17 protein-coding genes are annotated in these 19,559 nt (G+C 69.2%); 10 read left to right on the top strand and 7 right to left on the bottom strand.

Annotation, left to right across the window (positions count from 1 at the left end; all coding sequences use genetic code 11):
* The first annotated feature begins 25 nt into the window (after positions 1-25).
* From whiA to AAEP80_RS12975, 6 genes are all read left to right on the top strand, one after another.
* On the top strand, positions 26-1,006 hold the full coding sequence (gene whiA / locus AAEP80_RS13000; protein ID WP_281264655.1) for a DNA-binding protein WhiA: 981 nt from the start codon (positions 26-28) through the stop codon (positions 1,004-1,006).
* A 188-nt stretch (positions 1,007-1,194) separates the two neighbouring features.
* Entirely contained in the window at positions 1,195-2,199 is a 1,005-nt protein-coding gene (gene gap, locus AAEP80_RS12995; protein WP_413601845.1) for a type I glyceraldehyde-3-phosphate dehydrogenase, read from the top strand.
* A 2-nt stretch (positions 2,200-2,201) separates the two neighbouring features.
* Entirely contained in the window at positions 2,202-3,419 is a 1,218-nt protein-coding gene (locus tag AAEP80_RS12990) for a phosphoglycerate kinase (RefSeq protein WP_413601846.1), read from the top strand.
* Positions 3,416-4,195, top strand: a complete 780-nt coding sequence (gene tpiA / locus AAEP80_RS12985; RefSeq protein ID WP_420364715.1) for a triose-phosphate isomerase — start codon at positions 3,416-3,418, stop codon at positions 4,193-4,195. Before AAEP80_RS12990 ends, tpiA begins: the two co-directional genes overlap by 4 nt.
* 80 nt (positions 4,196-4,275) lie before the next feature.
* Positions 4,276-4,527: a preprotein translocase subunit SecG gene (gene secG / locus AAEP80_RS12980; RefSeq protein WP_056124375.1), complete on the top strand. Its 252-nt coding sequence runs from the start codon at positions 4,276-4,278 to the stop codon at positions 4,525-4,527.
* A 3-nt stretch (positions 4,528-4,530) separates the two neighbouring features.
* Positions 4,531-4,890 carry an RNA polymerase-binding protein RbpA gene (locus tag AAEP80_RS12975; RefSeq protein WP_281264651.1) on the top strand — a complete coding sequence of 120 codons (360 nt, stop codon included), beginning with the start codon at positions 4,531-4,533 and terminating at the stop codon, positions 4,888-4,890.
* A gap of 414 nt (positions 4,891-5,304) precedes the next feature.
* Here the strand turns inward: AAEP80_RS12975 and pgl are convergent, their stop codons facing one another.
* The 6 genes from pgl to tkt form a co-directional block, all read right to left on the bottom strand.
* Positions 5,305-6,075 (bottom strand): 6-phosphogluconolactonase, encoded by a 771-nt coding sequence (gene pgl / locus AAEP80_RS12970; RefSeq protein ID WP_281264650.1) that lies wholly within the window; start codon positions 6,073-6,075, stop codon positions 5,305-5,307.
* A 109-nt stretch (positions 6,076-6,184) separates the two neighbouring features.
* On the bottom strand, positions 6,185-7,129 hold the full coding sequence (locus AAEP80_RS12965; RefSeq protein ID WP_281264649.1) for a glucose-6-phosphate dehydrogenase assembly protein OpcA: 945 nt from the start codon (positions 7,127-7,129) through the stop codon (positions 6,185-6,187).
* Positions 7,126-8,664, bottom strand: a complete 1,539-nt coding sequence (zwf, locus tag AAEP80_RS12960; protein ID WP_281264648.1) for a glucose-6-phosphate dehydrogenase — start codon at positions 8,662-8,664, stop codon at positions 7,126-7,128. Before zwf ends, AAEP80_RS12965 begins: the two co-directional genes overlap by 4 nt.
* 23 nt (positions 8,665-8,687) lie before the next feature.
* Positions 8,688-10,295: a glucose-6-phosphate isomerase gene (locus AAEP80_RS12955; RefSeq protein ID WP_420364714.1), complete on the bottom strand. Its 1,608-nt coding sequence runs from the start codon at positions 10,293-10,295 to the stop codon at positions 8,688-8,690.
* On the bottom strand, positions 10,296-11,411 hold the full coding sequence (gene tal / locus AAEP80_RS12950) for a transaldolase (protein WP_402728802.1): 1,116 nt from the start codon (positions 11,409-11,411) through the stop codon (positions 10,296-10,298).
* Between the two features lie 153 nt (positions 11,412-11,564).
* The gene (tkt, locus tag AAEP80_RS12945) at positions 11,565-13,658 is read right to left on the bottom strand and encodes a transketolase (protein WP_420364713.1); all 2,094 of its coding nucleotides are present in this window, start codon (positions 13,656-13,658) and stop codon (positions 11,565-11,567) included.
* 461 nt (positions 13,659-14,119) lie between these two features.
* On the opposite strand from tkt, the gene AAEP80_RS12940 reads away from it, so the two are divergent.
* Positions 14,120-15,043 carry a heme o synthase gene (locus AAEP80_RS12940; protein ID WP_420364712.1) on the top strand — a complete coding sequence of 308 codons (924 nt, stop codon included), beginning with the start codon at positions 14,120-14,122 and terminating at the stop codon, positions 15,041-15,043.
* Positions 15,044-15,285: 242 nt separating this feature from the next.
* Here AAEP80_RS12940 and AAEP80_RS12935 read toward each other — a convergent pair whose 3' ends face one another.
* Complete coding sequence (locus tag AAEP80_RS12935; protein ID WP_420364711.1) at positions 15,286-16,257, bottom strand: COX15/CtaA family protein; 972 nt, start codon at positions 16,255-16,257, stop codon at positions 15,286-15,288.
* 247 nt (positions 16,258-16,504) lie between these two features.
* Between AAEP80_RS12935 and sufB the strand changes: the two genes are divergently transcribed.
* Genes sufB through AAEP80_RS12920 form a run of 3 tightly spaced genes read left to right on the top strand, consistent with a single transcriptional unit; the run spans position 16,505 to position 19,512 of the window.
* Positions 16,505-17,923 (top strand): Fe-S cluster assembly protein SufB, encoded by a 1,419-nt coding sequence (gene sufB / locus AAEP80_RS12930; RefSeq protein ID WP_402728798.1) that lies wholly within the window; start codon positions 16,505-16,507, stop codon positions 17,921-17,923.
* Positions 17,924-19,186, top strand: a complete 1,263-nt coding sequence (gene sufD, locus AAEP80_RS12925) for a Fe-S cluster assembly protein SufD (protein WP_420364710.1) — start codon at positions 17,924-17,926, stop codon at positions 19,184-19,186.
* Entirely contained in the window at positions 19,186-19,512 is a 327-nt protein-coding gene (locus tag AAEP80_RS12920; RefSeq protein WP_420364709.1) for a non-heme iron oxygenase ferredoxin subunit, read from the top strand. The genes sufD and AAEP80_RS12920 overlap by 1 nt, the downstream gene beginning before the upstream one ends.
* Positions 19,513-19,559: the final 47 nt, after the last annotated feature.

Below are 19,559 nucleotides of genomic sequence, written 5' to 3'. Positions count from 1 at the left end.
CACCAGAAACGTTAGGAATGATGCTGTGCCGTTGACTGCCGAGGTCAAGGACGAACTGGCCAGGGTCGTCGTGGGCCGCAACACGGTCCGTGCCGCCGAGCTCGCGACCGTGCTGCGCTTCGCGGGCGGGCTGCACGTGATCTCCGGCCGCATCGCCGTCGAGGTCGAGCTCGACACCCGGATCATCGTGCACCGCGTCCGCAAGGACCTCGCCGAGCTCTACGGCGTCCGCAGCGAGGCCTCTGTCGGCTCCTCGGCGTCCGCTCGGCGTGGCACCCGCTACCTGGTCCGCGTGCTCGAGGCCGGGGAGACCCTCGCACGCCAGACCGGGCTCATGGACGCCCGCCGTCGTCCGGTCCGCGGGCTGCCGAACCGGCTGACCACCGGGAACCGCGAGGACCTCGCCGCGATCTGGCGCGGTGCGTTCCTCGCAGCCGGCACCCTGACCGACCCGGGTCGCGCCGCAGCGCTCGAGGTGACCTGCCCCGGCAACGAGGCGGCGATGGCCCTGGTGGGAGCCGCGTCGCGTCTCGGGATCGCCGCGAAGGGCCGTGAGGTCCGCGGGGTGCACCGCGTCGTCATCCGCGACGGCGAGGCCATCGGGCAGATGCTCACGGTGATGGGTGCAGCGCGCACCACCGCCGAGTGGGAGGAGATGCGCCAGCGCCGGGAGGTCCGCGCGACCGCCAACCGCCTGGTGAACTTCGACGACGCGAACCTCCGCCGCTCGGCCCAGGCCGCGGTCGCAGCGTGCGCACGCGTCGAGCGCGCGCTCGAGATCCTCGGCGACGAGGTCCCCGACCACCTGCAGTACGCCGGGTCCCTGCGGCTCGCACACCGGGACGCGTCGCTCGACGAACTCGGCCAGCACGCCGACCCGCCCATGACCAAGGACGCCATCGCCGGCCGCATCCGCCGCCTCCTCGCGATGGCCGACAAGCGTGCCGCGGAACTCGACATCCCGGGCACCGAGGCCAGCGTCCCCGAGGAGCTCGAGGGCGCCTGAGGCCCCCTCGTCCGACCCGTCCCGGCGTGGCGCTTCCTGGACGTCACACGGGCGGGCGCTGATGCTCCGACTGCTAGGGTCGTTACGGCGACGTTACGGGGCGTATCGTCACCACACGCGGGCCCGACGAGGGCTCGCGACTCCGAAAGCAGCGCCCCCTGGGCGCTCCACACCCAACAGGAGATCCATTGACCGTCAAGATCGGCATCAACGGCTTCGGCCGCATCGGCCGTAACTTCTTCCGGGCCGCCCTCGCCAAGGGCAGCGACCTCGAGATCGTGGCGGTGAACGACCTCACCGACAACGCCGCGCTGGCGAACCTGCTGAAGTTCGACTCCATCACGGGCCGTCTCGGCGTCTCCGTCGAGCTCGACGGCGACAACATCGTCGTCGACGGCAAGCCGATCAAGGTCCTCGCGGAGCGCGACCCCGCCAACCTCCCTTGGGGCGAGCTGGGCGTCGACATCGTCATCGAGTCGACCGGGTTCTTCACCAAGGCCGCCGACGCGCAGAAGCACATCGACGCCGGCGCCAAGAAGGTCATCATCTCCGCCCCGGCCACGGGTGACGACGTCACCATCGTGCTCGGTGTGAACGAGGACCAGTACGACCCGGCGAACCACAACATCATCTCGAACGCCTCGTGCACCACGAACAGCCTGGCGCCGCTCGCCAAGGTGTTCAACGACAAGTTCGGCATCGAGCGCGGTCTCATGACCACGGTCCACGCGTACACCGCCGACCAGAACCTGCAGGACGGCCCGCACAAGGACCCGCGTCGCGCCCGCGCCGCTGCCCTCAACATCGTCCCGACCTCGACCGGTGCCGCCAAGGCCATCGGTCAGGTCATGCCGGAGCTCGCCGGCAAGCTCGACGGTTTCGCCCTCCGCGTGCCGGTCCCGACCGGGTCGATCACCGACCTGACGCTCGAGACCAAGGCCGAGGTCACCGTCGACGAGATCAACGCGGCCTACAAGGAGGCCGCTGAGGGCCCCCTCAAGGGCATCCTGCTCTACAGCGAGGACCCGCTGGTGTCGACCGACATCACGACGGACCCGCACTCGTCGATCTACGACTCCGGCCTGACCAAGGTCATCGGCGGTCTCGTGAAGATCACGTCGTGGTACGACAACGAGTGGGGCTACTCGAACCGCCTCGTCGACCTGACCGAGTTCGTGGGCGAGCGACTCTGAGCATGACCCTCCGCACCCTCGAGGACCTCGGCGACCTCGCCGGCAAGCGTGTCGTCGTCCGCTGTGACCTGAACGTCCCGCTCAAGGACGGCGTGATCACGGACGACGGCCGCGTGCGGGCGTCGCTCGCGACGCTCAACACGCTCATCAACGCCGGCGCGCGCGTCATCGTCATCTCCCACCTCGGCCGTCCCGACGGGTCGCCGGCGCCGGAGTACTCGCTGGCCCCGGTGGCCCAGCGCCTCTCCGAGCTGCTCGGGAAAGAGGTGACGTTCGTCGGCGAGACCGTCGGCGACGACGCCACCGCGGCCGCCGAGGCCCTCGGGGACGGCGACGTCCTGCTGCTCGAGAACCTCCGCTTCAACCCGGAGGAGACCTCGAAGGACGCCGCCGTGCGCGGTGGCTTCGCGGACCGCATCGCCGCTCTGGCCGACGCCTTCGTGTCGGACGGCTTCGGCGTCGTGCACCGCAAGCAGGCCTCCGTGTACGAGCTCGCCTCCGCGCTGCCCTCGGCAGCCGGTGAGCTCATCGAGACCGAGCTCCGCGTGCTCGAGCGTCTGACCACGAACCCGGAGCGCCCCTACACGGTGGTGCTCGGCGGCTCGAAGGTCAGCGACAAGCTCGGGGTGATCGACCACCTGCTCCCGCAGGTGGACACGCTGTGCATCGGTGGCGGCATGCTCTTCACCTTCCTCGCGGCGCAGGGCCACGGTGTCGCCAAGTCCCTGCTCGAGCAGGACCAGCTCGACGTCGTGCGCTCCTACCTGAGCAAGGCCGACGAGCTGGGCGTGACGATCGACCTGCCGACCGACGTCGTCGTGGCGTCCGGCTTCTCCGCAGACGCCGACCACGAGACGGTCGCCGCCGACGCCATCGAGTCCTCCTCGTTCGGCGCCGACGGCATCGGTCTCGACATCGGCCCGGAGACAGCGGCGCGGTTCGCCTCGGCGGTGTCCGGTTCGAAGACCGTGTTCTGGAACGGCCCGATGGGCGTGTTCGAGTTCCCGGCCTTCGCCGCGGGCACGAAGACCGTCGCGCAGGCGCTCACCGAGGTCGACGGGCTCGGGGTCGTCGGCGGTGGCGACTCCGCTGCTGCCGTCCGGTCCCTCGGGTTCTCGGACGACCAGTTCGGGCACATCTCGACCGGTGGCGGCGCGAGCCTCGAGTTCCTCGAGGGCAAGTCGCTCCCCGGTCTCGAAGCACTGGGGTGGTCACGATGACGCGGACTCCTCTCATCGCCGGCAACTGGAAGATGAATCTCGATCATCTCCAGGCCATCGCCACCGTGCAGAAGCTCGCGTGGACCCTCAAGGACGCGCGCCACGACTTCGACGACGTCGAGGTCGCGGTGTTCCCGCCCTTCACGGACCTCCGCAGCGTGCAGACGCTCATCTCGGCGGACAAGCTCCCGATCCGCTTCGGTGCGCAGGACCTCTCCCAGCACGACTCCGGCGCCTACACGGGCGACGTCTCCGGCGCGTTCCTCGCTGCCCTCGACGCCGCGTACGTGATCGTCGGGCACTCCGAACGTCGCACCGTCCACGGTGAGACCGACGAGATCGTCGCCGCGAAGACCGCCGCCGCTGTCAAGCACGGACTCGTGCCGGTCGTCTGCGTCGGGGAGACCGGCGAGCAGCGCGAGAGCCGCGGAGCCGGTGTCGTGCCGGTCGAGCAGCTCCAGGTCGTGCTCGACGCGGTCAAGCCGTCCGAGATCGTCGTCGCGTACGAGCCGGTCTGGGCGATCGGCTCCGGCCAGGCGGCCACGGCTGAGCAGGCGCAGGACGAATGCGCAGCACTCCGTCGCGGGATCGCTGCGGCGTGGGACGACGAGGCTGCTGCCGAGACCCGCGTGCTCTACGGCGGCTCCGTGAAGTCGGGCAACATCGCGGGCTTCCTGCGCGAGCCCGACGTCGATGGCGCGCTCGTCGGTGGGGCGTCGCTCGACGTCCAGGAGTTCGCGGCCATCGCGCGCTTCCGCCAGCACGTCGGCCTCTGACACACCGTTCCGTCCGGGGTACCGGCCGAGCCCTGCTCGGCCGGTATACTCGTACGGCTGACTGACACGAAAGGTACGTCGTGGCGATTCTCTCCGTCGTGCTGCAGGTGCTCCTCGCTATCACGAGTCTCCTGCTCACGCTCCTCATCCTCCTGCACAAGGGCCGCGGTGGCGGTCTCTCCGACATGTTCGGCGGTGGTGTGACGAGCAACCTCGGGGCGTCCGGCGTGGCCGAGCGCAACCTCAACCGGATCACGGTGATCCTCGGTCTCCTCTGGATCGTGTCGATCATCGTGCTCGGTCTCATCAACAAGTTCACGGCGGGGAGCTGATCCATGGCAACCGGAGGCAGTGCAATCCGGGGTTCGCGCGTCGGCGCGGGCCCGATGGGGGAGCAGGACCGCGGGGTCCAGGCAGAGCGTGTGGCGATCTCGTACTGGGACGCCCTCGGCAACGAGGTCGTGCGGTACTTCTCCGCCACCCTGCCGGACGAGGAGATCCCCGAGACGGTCGACTCGCCGTCCACCGGGCTCCCGGCCGGTCGTGACAAGGAGAACCCGCCGCAGGTCACGAAGACCGAGCCGTACAAGACCCACCTCGCGTACGTGAAGGAACGCCGCACCGAAGAGGAAGCCGAGCAGCTCCTCGAGGACGCGCTCCAGCAGCTCCGGCAGCGTCGCGGTACCGCGAAGTAGCACCAGACGTCACGAAGGCCCCCGCACTCCGGTGCGGGGGCCTTCGTCGTGTCGCAGCACACTCGCGAGGCGCCGGGAGGCTCTGCGAGGCGCTGCGAGGCGCTGCGAGGCTTTGGGAGGCGCTGCGAGGCTTTGGGAGGCGCTGCGCGGCCGTGCGAGTGGCCACAACACCCCGCCCGCGCGCCACCGACCGGTCGGAACCTGTCGCTCCAGGCTTCGTCGAGCGACTGTTCGTGACCGCTCGGCGGACGTGAGCGGGGTGTTGTGACCGGTCGGCGGGCGGAGCACCCGGCACGTCCCGCGCGCCGGCGGGCGTGCGACCCGCCACGTCCCCCGTCGCGGCACCCGCACCACACGGAAGACGGGAGGCACGGTGCCAGCTGGCACCGTGCCTCCCGTCCGGAAGTGCGTGCGTCAGTACGTCGACGCGATCAGGTTCTCCGGGACGTCACGCGCGGCGTCCTGGTCCACGAAGAACACCGTGCGCTTGCGGCCCTGCACGCCGCCGACGGGGACCTCGTCCACCGAGGCCCCGGCGAGGGCGAGTCCGAGCACGGACGCCTTCTCGGCACCGGAGAGGATCACCCAGACCCGCTGCGACGCGTTGATCGCCGGGTAGGTCAGGGTGAGCCGCTGCGGCGGCGGCTTGGGGGAGTCGTCGACCGACAGCACGACGCGGTCGGTGACGGTGAGCTGTGGGAACTCCGGGAAGAGCGACGCCGTGTGCCCGTCCGGGCCGACACCGAGCAGCGTGATGTCGAACTTCGGCGCGACGGCCGAGTCGGGCGCAGCAGCCTGGAGCTCGCGCTCGTACTGCGTCGCCGCTTCGTCGATGGTCAGGCCGGCGTCCGATGCCGCCATCGGGTGGATGTTCTCCGCCGGGATCGCGACGTGGTCGAAGAAGTCCGTCTGCGTGCCGGTGATGTTGCGGTCCGCGTCACCCTCCGGCACCCACCGCTCGTCGACCCACCACACGTGCACCTTCGACCAGTCGACGCTCTCGCGCGCCGGGGACTGCCCGATGGCCGCGAGGACCAGGGACGACACCGAACCACCGCTGATCGCGATGTCGGCACGCTCCTGCTCGTCGAGCACGTCGATGATCTTCGTGATGAACCGTGCGGCGACGGAGGCGCCGAGGGCCTGCTTGTCCGGGTGCACCAGCACCCGCCGTTCGTTGGTCACGTGACTCCCGTGTTCGTGGTGCGGCCACCCGATGTGACCGCCGTCGGTCCGGCCGGCCGATCCCCGTCGTGACGACGGCGGCAGACCGGCCGGACCGCTGTGGAGCTGATCAGCCCGCGACGGAATCGCGGAGCTGGGCCACCCCGTGCTTGACGACGTCTCCGAAGAGGACGTCTGGGTCGAGTCTACGGAGTTCCTCGGCCAGGCAGTCGCGCAGGTTGCGGCGTGGCAGCGACAGATCGTGCGTCGGCTGGCCGGGCATCGACAGGGTCGCGACGTCGACCAGGGAGCGCTCGAGCTCGATCGTCCCGCTCTCGCGCACCAGGGAGACGCCGTGGATGCCGCTCGACCCGGTCGCGCGCGGCGACGTGACGACGGACACGGGCACCTGGAGCTGCAGCCGCAGCCAGGCGGCGAGGAGGATCGTCGACGGGCTGTCGCTCGCCCCCGAGACCTCGACGCCGGTGATCGGCTCGTACGGCGGCTGGTCGAGCGCCGCGGCGAGCTGGTTCCGCCACAGGGTCAGGCGGGTCCACGCGAAGTCGGTGTCACCCGGCACGTAGGACGCTCCGAGCGCAGCGATCGCGATGCTCGGGTCCTTCTGGGCAGCGGCGTCCGTGATCCGGCGCTGCGCGATACGACCGAGCGAGGACTCGGACGGCTTCGACGGCGCGATGCCGGGCCACCAGGCGACGACGGGCGCGTCCGGCAGCAGGAGCCCCGTGACCAGGCTCTCCTCGTCGGTGGCCGTCTCGCCGTAGGCGCGGAGCACGATGACCTCGCTCGCGCCGGCGTCGCTCCCCACGCGGATCTGGGCGTCGAGGCGACCGGGCGAGTGGATGTCGCCGTCGTTCTTCGACACGATGATCACGCGCATCGGGTGCTCGCGCGATGCCTCGTTCGCAGCCGCGATCGCCTCTTCCTCGTGGCCGAGGGCCGTCGAGATGATCAGCGTCAGGACACGACCGAGTGCGACGGCGCCGCCCTCTTCGCGGATGTGGACCAGGGTCTTCTGGATCTTCGAGACCGTGGTGTTCGGCAGATCGATCTTCATGGACGCCTCCAGGTCCGGCCGTCGCGGGCGAGCAGGTCGTCGGCCGAAGCCGGACCCCACGTGCCGGGACGGTACTGCTCGGGCTGGCCCTGCGTGGCCCAGAACTCCTCGATCGGGTCGAGGATCTTCCAGGACAGCTCGACCTCCTGGTGCCGCGGGAAGAGCGGCGGGTCACCGAGGAGCACGTCGAGGATGAGTCGCTCGTACGCCTCCGGCGATGCCTCGGTGAACGCGTGGCCGTAGCCGAAGTCCATCGTCACGTCGCGCACCTGGGTGCCGACGCCCGGGACCTTCGACCCGAAGCGCAGCGTCACGCCCTCGTCGGGCTGGACGCGGATGACGAGTGCGTTCTGGCCGAGCGGGGACTGCGGGATGCCGAACACGTCCTCGGGGACGCGCTTGAACACGATCGCGATCTCCGTGACACGGCGGCCGAGGCGCTTGCCTGCGCGCAGGTAGAACGGGACGCCCTGCCACCGTCGCGTGGCGATGTTCAGCTTGATGGCCGCGAACGTCTCCGTGCCGGACTCCGGGTTCATCCCCGCTTCTTCGAGGAAGCCGAGGACCTTCTCGCCGCCCTGCCATCCGCCGGCGTACTGGCCGCGGGCGGTGGCGGTCGACAGGTCGTCCGGGAGCTCCACCGCGGAGAGCACCTTCTCCTTCTCGGCGCGGAGGTGACCGGCCTTGAACGAGACGGGCTCTTCCATCGCGGTGAGCGCGAGGAGCTGGAGCAGGTGGTTCTGGATGACGTCGCGCGCCGCGCCGATGCCGTCGTAGTACGCGGCACGTCCGGCGACACCGATGTCCTCGGCCATCGTGATCTGCACGTGGTCGACGTAGTTCGAGTTCCAGATGGGTTCGTACATCTGGTTCGCGAACCGCAGCGTCAGGAGGTTCTGGACCGTCTCCTTGCCGAGGTAGTGGTCGATGCGGAACACGTCATCGGGAGCGAAGACGCTCTCGACGATCGCGTTCAGCTCGCGCGCGGTGCGGAGGTCGGAGCCGAACGGCTTCTCCACCACGACGCGACTCCAGGAACCGTCCCGCTTCTCGGTCAGGCCGGACAGCTTCAGCTGCTCGGTGACGACCGGGAACATCTTCGGGGGGATCGAGAGGTAGAACGCGTGGTTGCCGAGCGTCCCGCGTTCGGCGTCGAGTGCGTCGACCGTCTCCTTGAGCTGGACGAACGCGTCGGGGTCGTCGAAGGACCCCTGGACGAAGCGGATGCCCTGTTCGAGCTGCCGCCAGACGTCCTCGTCGAAGGGAGTACGCGAGTGCTCCTTGACCGCGTCGTGGACGAGCTGGGAGAAGTCTTGGTCCTCCCAGTCACGTCGAGCGAACCCGACCAGCGCGAACCCAGGAGGCAGGAGCCCCCGGTTCGCGAGGTCGTACACCGCGGGCATCAGCTTCTTGCGGGACAGGTCGCCCGTCACGCCGAAGATGATGAGGGTACTGGGACCCGCGATGCGGTTCAGTCGACGATCCGTGGGCAGCCGGAGCGGGTTGTGCTCCGGGGTGATCGCCACCGGTGACATGTGTCGGTGAACTCCTTTTGGTGTCAGGAACGTACTGCGGCCGTGAGCGCCTGTGCGAGCGCGGGAACGTCCCGCGTGGACAGGGTCAGGACCGGGCGCCCGTGCTGCGCGAGGACGCTGGCGTCCCCCGCTGCCTGCGCCCGGATGAGCTGGCCGAAGGTGAAGGGGCGGCCGGGGACGTCGAGGTCTGCCTGGTCGTCGGAGACGATCTGCAGGAACACGCCGTTCGCGGGTCCGCCCTTGTGGCACTGCCCGGTCGAGTGGAGGAACCGGGGGCCGTACCCGAAGGTGACGGGACGGCCGGTGCGCGCCGCGAGCAGGTCGCGGATCGGTTCGAGGGACTGGCTCGTCGTGCGGTCGACGTACGCCTGGACGGCGACGTAGCCGCGGTCGCCGAGACCGGACAGGAGGCCCGTCACGGCCTGGGCGACGGTGGTGCCCGGTTCGAAGCCGGTTGCCGTCACCGCCGTGCCCGCTTCCTCGAAGGCGGGTTCCGGTCGTCGGGAGCCGTCGCCGGCTCCGCCGTCGAGCAGGGCTCGCGCGGCGGCCTTGGCGGCCTCGACGTCGGGCTGGTCGAAGGGGTTGATCCCCATGAGGCGACCGGCCACCGCGACCGCGTACTCCCAGACCAGGATCTGGCCGCCGAGCGTGCCGTCGATCTCGGCCTCGTTCGGAGCCACGTGGCGTTCGGCCCCGCGCGACCCGACGATGCGGATGATCTGCATGTCCGCCGGGACGTTCGTGACCTCGGGGGAGTCCGGGGTGAGGACGACGGGCAGGAGCCCGAGCCCGTCCTTGCCGGTGGACTCGGCGAGGAGCTGTTCGATCCAGTCGCCGAACCCGACGATGTGGGTGCCGTCCGGGACGATGCCGATCTTCGACACCGTCGGATCGACGCTCATGAGGACCGCGCCGAGCACGAGCCCGGGGTTCTCGTCGGTGTCGACGGCGAGGAGCGCCGAGATGGCGTCGGCCTCGTCGAGGAGCTCCTGGATGTCCGCTCCGGCCAGACCCGACGGCACGAGGCCGAACGCGGTGAGTGCGGAGAACCGGCCGCCGACGTTCGGGTCGGCGGTGAACACCCGGTAGCCGGCGTCGCGAGCGGACGCCTCGAGCGGCGAACCCGGGTCGGTGACGACGACGATGCGCTGCGCGGGGTCGATCCCGGCATCGCGGAACGCCTGCTCGTACACCCGGCGCTGAGCGTCGGTCTCGATCGTGGAACCGGACTTCGACGAGACGACGAGGACGGTGCGCTCGAGGTCGTGCTCCACGGCGGCCCGGACCTGCGCCGGGTTCGTCGAGTCGAGGATCGTCAGCGGGACGCCGTACGTCCGCGTGATGACCTCAGGAGCGAGCGACGATCCCCCCATGCCGGCGAGCACGACGTGGTCGACTCCCTCGGCACGGAGGGAGTCGCGCAGGGCCTCGATCTGCGCCACGAGGGGGGTGGAGACCGAGACGGCCTCCACCCATCCGAGGCGCTCGGACGCCTCGGCCTCGGCTGCCGGACCCCAGAGCTCGGGGTCCTCCGCGGTGATCCCCGACGCGACCAGGTCGGCGACGAGCTGCGGGACCATCTTGTCGATGGCCCGCGCGGCGTCGCCGGTGGCTGCGATGGAGACCGTCACTTACTTGTTGGCGTTCTCGAGAGCGGTCTTGACGGTCTCGACGAGCTCACCCCAGGAGACGATGAACTTGTCGACGCCCTCCTTCTCGAGGAGCGCGACGACGTCGTCGTAGTCGATGCCGACCGCGGCGAGCTGGTCCATGACGCCGTTGGCGGCGTCGTAGGAGCCGGAGATCGCGTCACCGTGCACCTGGCCGTGGTCGAACGTGGCCTCGAGGGTCTTGCCCGGCATGGTGTTGACGGTGTGCGGGGCGGCGAGCTCGGTCACGTAGAGCGTGTCGGAGAGCGACGGGTCCTTGACACCGGTCGAGGCCCAGAGCGGACGCTGGGTGTTGGCACCGGCCTCGAGGAGGCCCTTGGCGCGCTCGGAGTCGAACGCCTGCTCCCAGACCTGGTAGGCGAGCTGCGCGTTGGCGACGCCGGCCTTGGACTTGAGGGCCTTCGCCTCGTCCGAGCCGATCGCGTCGAGGCGCTTGTCGATCTCGGTGTCGACGCGCGACACGAAGAACGAGGCGACCGAGTGGATCTTCGAGAGGTCGTGGCCAGCGGCCTTCGCCTTCTCGAGGCCACCGAGGTAGGCGTCGATGACGGCGCGGTAGCGCTCGAGCGAGAAGATCAGGGTGACGTTGACGGAGATGCCGGCGCCGATGACCTCGGTGATCGCCTCGAGGCCCTCGAGCGTCGCGGGGATCTTGATGAGGACGTTCTCGCGGCCGACCTTCTCGTACAGGAACTTGGCCTGCTCGATGGTCTTCGCGGTGTCGTGGGCGAGGCCCGGCTCGACCTCGATCGAGACGCGGCCGTCGAAGCCCTTGGTGTCGTCGTAGATCGCCTTGAAGCGGTCCGACGCGTTCGCGACGTCCTGCGTGGTGATCGCGAAGATCGCGTCGGTGACCTCGGTGCCAGCGGCGGCGAGCTCCTTGACCTGCGAGTCGTAGCGCTCGCCCTTGGCGAGTGCCGACGCGAAGATCGTCGGGTTGGTGGTCACGCCGACGACGTTGCGGTCCTCGATGAGGCCGTCGAGACGGCCGGTCTCGAGGAGCTCGCGGGAGAGGTCGTCGAGCCAGATGCTCACGCCGACGGCGGAGAGCTCGGCGGTGGGGGTGGTGTCAGCCATGTGTTTCTCTTCTTCTTTCGTCGACCGGCCCGCGTCGCGGAGGTGATGCGGGCCCTGGTGTCGTGGTGTGGGGCCGGGAGGCGACTGGCGGAGCCGAGCCGGGCCTCCCGGAAGAAGGGCCGGATCCGGCGAACCGGACCCGGCCCATCAGGGTCAGGAAGCCGCGATGGATTCCTTCGCGGCGGCCACGACGTGCTCTGTCGTGAAGCCGAACTCCTTGAAGAGCGTCTGGTAGTCGGCCGACGCACCGAAGTGCTCGATCGAGACGCTGCGGCCCTTGTCGCCGACGATGTCGCGCCAGCTCATCGCGATCCCGGCCTCGACCGAGACACGCGCGGTGACGTCCTTCGGCAGGACCTGGTCCTGGTAGTTCTCGCTCTGGGCGCGGAACCACTCGAGCGACGGGGCGCTCACGACGCGGGCGTTGATGCCCTCGGCCTTGAGCTGCTCACGTGCCTCGACCGCGATCTGCACCTCAGAGCCGGTCGCGATGAGGATGACGTCCGGGGTGCCGTTCGGCGCCTCGGCCAGGACGTACGCGCCCTTTCCGACGTTCTTCGCGGATGCGAAGACCTCGCCGGACGCGTCACCGTCGCCACGCTCGAAGACGGGGAGGTTCTGACGGCTCAGCGCGATGCCGGCCGGGCGGTCCTGGTGCTTGAGCATTTCGAGCCACGCGTACGCGACCTCGTTGGCGTCGGCCGGACGGACGACGTCGAGACCCGGGATCGCGCGGAGTGCGGAGAGCTGCTCGATCGGCTGGTGCGTCGGGCCGTCCTCACCGAGGGCGACCGAGTCGTGCGTCCAGACGTAGATCGCCGGCGCCTGCATGAGCGCGGCGAGACGGACGGCCGGGCGCATGTAGTCGCTGAAGATGAGGAACGTGCCGCCGAAGGGGCGGGTGTTCCCGTGCAGGACGATGCCGGACAGGATCGAGCCCATCGCGTGCTCGCGGATGCCGAAGTGCAGCACGCGGCCGTACGGGTCGGTGCTCCAGGCCTTGGTGGCCGCGTCGAGCGGGCCGAAGGACTTGGCGCCCTCGATCGTGGTGAGGTTCGACTCCGCGAGGTCCGCGGAACCGCCCCAGAACTCGGGCATCAGCGGCGCGATGGCGTTGATGACCTTGCCGGACGCGGCGCGGGTGGAGACGGCCTTGTCGGTCGGGAAGTCCGGCAGCGCTGCCTCGAGGCCCTCGGGGAGGGTCTTCGACATGACGCGGTCGAACAGTTCCTTCTGCTCCGGGTGGGACTCGGCCCACGCGTCGAAGGTCTTCTGCCACTCGGCGTGCTGTGCCTGACCCTTGGCGACCGCGCCGCGGGTGTACTCGAGGACCTCGGGGTCGACGTGGAAGGTCTGCTCGGGGTCGAAGCCGAGGACCTCCTTGAGGCCCTTGATCTCCTCGGCGCCGAGCGCGGAGCCGTGGATCTTGCCGGAGTTCTGCTTGGTCGGCGACGGCCAGCCGATGATCGTCTTGAGGACGATGAGCGACGGCTTGGTCGTCTCGGCCTTCGCGGCCTCGATCGCGGCGTACAGGGACTCGACGTCCTCGGTGTACTCGCCGGTCTTCTTCCAGTCGACGGTCTGGACGTGCCAGCCGAGGGCCTCGTAGCGGTCCGGGACGCTCTCCGAGAAGGAGATGTCGGTGTCGTCCTCGATCGAGATCTGGTTCGAGTCGTAGAAGACGACCAGGCGACCGAGCTGCTGACGGCCCGCGAGGCTCGCTGCCTCGTTGGTGACGCCTTCCTGCATGTCGCCGTCACCGGCGATCACGTAGGTGAAGTGGTCGAAGGGCGACTGGTCCTCGCCGGCTTCTGCGTCGAAGAGGCCGCGCTCGTAGCGCTGCGCGTAGCCGAAGCCCACGGCGGACGCGAGGCCCTGGCCGAGCGGGCCGGTGGTGATCTCGACACCGTCGGTGTGGCCGTACTCCGGGTGACCCGGGGTCTTGGAGCCCCACTTGCGGAGGTGCTGGAGGTCCTCGAGCTCGAGGCCGTAGCCGTGCAGGTAGAACTGCACGTACTGGAGGATCGATGCGTGTCCAGCGGAGAGGATGAACCGGTCACGGCCGATCCACGTGGAGTCGCTCGGGTCGCGGTGCATCACCTTCTGGAAGAGGAGGTGTGCGAGCGGCGCGAGGCTCATCGCGGTGCCGGGGTGACCGTTGCCGGCGGCCTCGACCGCATCGGCGGCGAGAACGCGGGCCGTGTCGACGGCCTTCCGGTCGATGGCGTCCCAGGTGAATTCAGCCACTTGGATGTTGACCCTTCTGTAGCGACATGTGCGAGGGCTCGTGCCATCGCACGGACATGGTTCCCATCCCGGGGCTCCGTCGTGTCGCCGTCACCGGCGGCCGACCGGCGCATTTTCGCGGCCGGCTTCGTCGGGGCACACTGCGGGAGGGCGTCTCCAGCATAGTGACCCGCCACTCAGAAGGGGTTCAGGTGACCCCCGATGTTCATGGACGCGGTCCTCGCGCGTTGCCGCTCCGGGCGTGTCGCCCGCTGTTCCGCGGTTCTGCGGCGGTCTCGGGACCCATCTCGTCGACTTCTCCACCGGATGGGGAGCGGGGCATCGTCGCGGCGCTTCCATCACGTAAACTGTCGATGACCCGTGAACATTCCGGGTCAGCGCATGCCCGGACGCCGATGGCGTCGTCCACCGAGCGTGCGAGCTGAAGCGAACAGACTGAGGTCCCCTTGCCGACTGCCACCGTGACCAGGCCCGACATCGAGCGTCGCTCGACGCTGTCCCGCAAGGTCCGAGCGTACGTCTCGCTGACGAAGCCGCGTGTGATGGAGCTGCTGCTCGTCACGACGGCGCCGACGATGTTCCTCGCCGAGCGCGGGGTGCCGAACCTGTGGCTGGTCTTCTGGACGCTGCTGGGTGGCGCGATGTCGGCCGGGTCGGCGTCGGCGTTCAACTGCTACATCGACCGCGACATCGACCGCCTCATGAAGCGGACCAGCACGCGGCCGCTCGTCACCGGCGAGCTCTCGGATCGTGAAGCCCTGGTGTTCTCGTGGGTGCTCGCGATCGGGTCGACCGCGGTCCTCGGGTTCCTGGTCAACTGGCTCGCCGCAGCGCTCAGCGTCGCCGCGATCCTGATCTACGTCTTCGTCTACACGCTGTGGCTCAAGCGCCGCACGCCGCAGAACATCGTCTGGGGCGGATCAGCCGGTTGCATGCCAGTGCTCATCGGCTGGGCGGCCGTCACGGGGTCGCTGACCTGGGCGCCCGTGATCCTCTTCATGGTGATCTTCCTCTGGACCCCGCCGCACTACTGGCCGCTGTCGATGAAGTACCGCGACGACTACGACGCCGCCGACGTGCCGATGCTCGCCGTCGTCCGGGGCCGCACGGTCGTCGGTCTGCAGGTCGTGCTGTACGCGTGGGCGACGCTCGTCTGCTCGCTGCTGCTCATCCCGGTCGCACACATGGGGCCGCTCTACTCGGTCGTTGCGCTCGCGGGCGGTGTCTGGTTCGTCGTCGAGTCCCACAAGCTCTACAACCGGGCGATCCAGCACGTGGAACAGGTCCAGCCGATGCGGGTCTTCCACAGCTCGATCACCTACTTGACGCTGCTCTTCATCGCGGTGGGCATCGACCCCCTGCTCCCGCAGGTCTTCACTTTCTAGGCACTGCGGCGATTTCCCGCGTGGGAAGTCGAAACGCGCGTCGGTGGTCGGGTTTTCCGACCACCGACGCGCGTTTCCGCTTTCCATCACGCCCGTTGTGGGCGGGTCCGACCGTGACCGGCGCGTGACCGGCGCGTGACGCAGCGTCCCCTGGGTGCGTGCGTCCAGATGCGAAAGCGACAGTGTCCGCCCGGGATCCGGGCGGACACTGTCGCTTTCGCGGGTGGCGGGTGCGGTGGGGGTCAGCGGGGCAGCGGCTCCCGGACCGCCTTGCGGCCGCCCGATGCCCGCGTGGACAGCGTCACGACGGTGACGGCGCCGACGAGCAGCCCGGCGAGGACCATGTGCGTGCCGACCAGCCCGACCGGCAGCCCGGTGCGTGCCTGGGTCAGGCCGACGGCGATCTGCACGAACTCCACGACGAGCAGGACGAGCGCCCAGCGGCTGGAGAGGTGCAGTCGCACGGCACCGACGACGAGCACCAGGGTCAGCGCGAAGAGGACGTACGCCGGGACCGCGTGGACGTGCTGGAGGATCGCCGGGTCGAGCCCCGTGCGGTGCAGGCGGCCGCCGTCGACCGCTTCGTCCGCGCCGGCGTGTGGGCCGCTGCCCGTGGTCAGGATGCCGATGAGGACCGTGACGGCGGTGGCGGCGATCGTGCCCCGGACGACACCGACGTACCAACCGGGCACCAGCCGCGACGCGGTGCGAGGCCCGTTCATCGACCGGTAGACGAGCGTGGCCGTCACCGCGGTCAGGAGCGTCGACACGACGAAGTGCAGCCCGACGACGTAGGGGTTCAGGTTCGTGAGGACGCTCAGACCACCGATGACCGCCTGCACGGGGATCGCTGCGCCCTGGGCGAACGCGAGCCAGAACAACTCGGGGCGGGTACGACGCATCCGGACGACCAGCAGGAACATCGCGATCGCCACGACCACGAGCACGAAGGTCAGCAGACGGTTGCCGAACTCGATGATCCCGTGCACGCCCATCTCCGGCGTCGACACGAGCGAGTCGGCGGTGCATCGGGGCCAGGTCGGGCATCCGAGGCCGGACGCGGTGAGGCGGACGAGCCCACCCGTGCCGATCAGGACGACCTCGACGACGAACGACGCCCAGGCGAGGACGACCACCCGCTGGTCGACGACGCGGGGGAGGGACCACCACCTGGTCCGGGTCTCCTGGCCGACGGGGGATCCGACGCGTGTCACGAGGGTGGTGCCTTCCTGTTGTTCCGTGCAGTGAACCTGTAGGATTCGAGGGTTCAGCAGCAGTCAAGTCTAGGCAGGCGCCGGCTCCGAATGGGCCGAGATCGCCGATCATGCCCAGGACTGCGTGGAACCATGACGTTGCGAGGTAGCAGCACCGTGATCGCCTTGTCGGCGGTTCGCGATGGAATGGCGCCCGACGCCGACCGGTTGGAACCGGAAGCTGCCACGAGAAGGAAACGAGGAGACCATGTCCGACGTGCTCATCGACCGTCCAGAACTCGAAGGGCTCGGCCAGTACGAATTCGGCTGGTCCGACTCCGACTCCGCTGGTGCCTCTGCGCGTCGCGGGATCTCGGAAGAGGTCGTCACCGACATCTCGAACCTCAAGAACGAGCCCGAGTGGATGCTGAAGAACCGGCTCAAGGGCCTGCAGCTCTTCGGCCGGAAGCCCATGCCGACGTGGGGTGCCGACCTGACGGGCATCGACTTCGACAACATCAAGTACTTCGTGCGCTCCACGGAGAAGCAGGCGCAGTCGTGGGAGGACCTCCCCGAGGACATCCGCGCGACCTACGAGAAGCTCGGCATCCCCGAGGCAGAGCGCCAGCGCCTCGTCGCCGGTGTCGCCGCGCAGTACGAGTCCGAGGTGGTCTACCACCAGATCCGCGAGGACCTGGAGCAGCAGGGTGTCATCTTCATGGACACCGACACGGCCCTCCGCGAGCACCCCGAGATCTTCGAGGAGTACTTCGGCACCGTGATCCCGGCCGGCGACAACAAGTTCGCCGCGCTGAACACGGCCGTGTGGTCCGGCGGCTCGTTCGTCTACGTCCCGAAGGGCGTCCACGTCGAGATCCCGCTGCAGGCCTACTTCCGGATCAACACCGAGAACATGGGCCAGTTCGAGCGGACGCTGATCATCGCGGACGAGGACTCGTACGTCCACTACATCGAGGGCTGCACTGCCCCGATCTACAAGTCGGACTCCCTGCACTCGGCCGTCGTCGAGATCATCGTGAAGAAGAACGCCCGCGTGCGCTACACGACGATCCAGAACTGGTCGAACAACGTCTACAACCTCGTCACCAAGCGTGCCATCGCGCACGAGGGCGCCACGATGGAGTGGATCGACGGCAACATCGGCTCCAAGGTCACGATGAAGTACCCGTCGATCTACCTCGCCGGTGAGCACGCCAAGGGCGAGACGCTCTCGGTCGCCTTCGCGGGCCCCGGCCAGCACCAGGACGCGGGCGCGAAGATGATCCACATGGCGCCGTACACGACGTCCTCGATCGTCTCGAAGTCGATCGCCCGTGGCGGCGGCCGTGCGGGCTACCGCGGCGAGGTCCGGGTCGACCCGAACGCGCACCACGCGGCGAACACGGTCCGCTGCGACGCGCTCCTCGTCGACACGATCAGCCGGTCGGACACGTACCCGGCGATCGACATCCGTGTGGACGACGTCCAGCTCGGGCACGAGGCGACGGTGTCGCGCGTGAGCGAAGAGCAGCTGTTCTACCTCATGTCACGCGGCATGGCAGAAGACGAGGCGATGGCGATGATCGTCCGCGGCTTCATCGAGCCGATCGCCCGCGAACTCCCGATGGAGTACGCACTCGAACTCAACAAGCTCATCGAGATGAGCATGGAAGGATCCGTCGGCTAGATGTCCAGCCCCACCCAGACACCCCGCATCGACCAGCCGATCGAGCCTGCGTCCGCCACGGTCCAGCACGGCGCGAAGGCGCACTCCGACGGCGGATGGGACTCCAAGGTCCCCGTCCAGACCCGTTCGGCGCGCCCGCAGTCGGGCGACATCGACGACTTCCCGACGGTCACCGGCCGAGAGGTCAACTGGAAGTTCGCGCCGCTCGACAAGCTCGCACCGCTCCTCGCGGGTGGGCTCGACGGCTCCGCGTACCCCTTCCTGGCGACGGAGACCGACGGCGCCGACGTGGAGTGGGGTCGCAGTGACGACCCCCGCGTCGGCACGGCGGGCCTCCCGGAGGACCGGGCGGCGGCCGCTGCCTGGACCGCTCGTGACGCCGTCCTCGCCGTGACGATCAAGGCGACCGAGTCCTACGAGTCGATCACCATCACCCGCTCGGACTTCGGCACGCAGCCCCGCGCTGCGCACACCGTCGTCACGGCCGAGCCGAACGCGCAGGGCATCGTCGTCATCGACAACCGCGGTTCGGCGCTCCTCAGCGAGAACGTCGAGATCGTCGTCGGTGACAACGCCCGCCTGACGGTCGTGTCGCTGCAGGACTGGGCCGACGACACCGTCCACGTGTCGACGCAGTTCGCCGAGGTCGGCCGCGACGCCTTCCTCAAGCACGTCGTGGTCTCGCTCGGCGGCGACGTCGTCCGGGTCAACCCGTCGACGCACCTCGGCGCCCAGGGCGCCGACACCGAGATGTACGGCGTGTACTTCGCCGATGCGGGTCAGTACATCGAGCAGCAGGTCTACGTGAACCACGACGCGCCGAACACGCGCGGTCGGGTCAACTACAAGGGGGCGCTGCAGGGTCAGGGTGCGCACACCGTCTGGATCGGCGACGTGCTCATCGGCCGCGCCGGCGACGACACCGACTCGTACGAGCAGAACCGCAACCTCGTGCTGACCGACGGCACCCGCGCGGACAGCATCCCGAACCTCGAGATCGAGACGGGCAACATCCAGGGCGCCGGGCACGCGAGTGCGACCGGTCGGTTCGACGACGAGCAGCTGTTCTACCTGCAGGCCCGCGGCATCCCGGAGGAAGAAGCACGCCGACTCGTCGTGCTCGGCTTCCTCGTCGAGGTCATCCAGAAGATCGGTGCCCCCGAGCTCGAGGAACGCCTCATCGCCGCCGTCGAGCAGGAGCTCGCCGAGGGGCGGACCGTGCTCGTCGCGCCGTCGGCCGAGGCGGACGGCTCGGACGCCTGATGGCCGAGAAGGTCTGCTCCGAGGGCGACATCGCGGTGGACAGCCCGATGCGCGTGGTCGTCGACGGCACCGCTGTGGCGATCGTGAAGGACTCCGCGGGCACGGTGCACGCCATCGGTGACACGTGCACGCACGGGGACATCTCCCTCGCCGAGGGCTTCGTCGAGGGCGACTCGCTCGAGTGCTGGGCGCACGGATCCCGCTTCTCCCTGACCACCGGCAAGCCGCAGAACTTCCCCGCGTACGAGCCCGTCCCGGTCTTCCGGGTCGAGGTCCGCGACGGCGACGTCTACGTCGACGTGCACGACCCCGTCCCCGTCGACTAGCGACCCCAACTCTTCCCCGCGGCTGACGCCGCGACCCAGCTGCAACC

Source organism: Curtobacterium sp. L3-7 (genome assembly GCF_048756585.1).
GTDB lineage: Bacteria > Actinomycetota > Actinomycetes > Actinomycetales > Microbacteriaceae > Curtobacterium.
This window is presented reverse-complemented; position numbering and strand designations above follow the sequence as displayed.

Excerpts from the sequence above, each read along its gene's own strand:
- AAEP80_RS12990 (WP_413601846.1), top strand. The coding sequence starts at position 2,202 with ATGACCCTCCGCACCCTCGAGGACCTCGGCGACCTCGCCGGCAAGCGT.
- tpiA (WP_420364715.1), top strand. The coding sequence starts at position 3,416 with ATGACGCGGACTCCTCTCATCGCCGGCAACTGGAAGATGAATCTCGAT.
- AAEP80_RS12975 (WP_281264651.1), top strand. The coding sequence starts at position 4,531 with ATGGCAACCGGAGGCAGTGCAATCCGGGGTTCGCGCGTCGGCGCGGGC.
- AAEP80_RS12965 (WP_281264649.1), bottom strand. The coding sequence starts at position 7,129 with ATGAAGATCGATCTGCCGAACACCACGGTCTCGAAGATCCAGAAGACC.
- zwf (WP_281264648.1), bottom strand. The coding sequence starts at position 8,664 with ATGTCACCGGTGGCGATCACCCCGGAGCACAACCCGCTCCGGCTGCCC.
- tal (WP_402728802.1), bottom strand. The coding sequence starts at position 11,411 with ATGGCTGACACCACCCCCACCGCCGAGCTCTCCGCCGTCGGCGTGAGC.
- sufB (WP_402728798.1), top strand. The coding sequence starts at position 16,505 with ATGTCCGACGTGCTCATCGACCGTCCAGAACTCGAAGGGCTCGGCCAG.
- sufD (WP_420364710.1), top strand. The coding sequence starts at position 17,924 with ATGTCCAGCCCCACCCAGACACCCCGCATCGACCAGCCGATCGAGCCT.
- AAEP80_RS12920 (WP_420364709.1), top strand. The coding sequence starts at position 19,186 with ATGGCCGAGAAGGTCTGCTCCGAGGGCGACATCGCGGTGGACAGCCCG.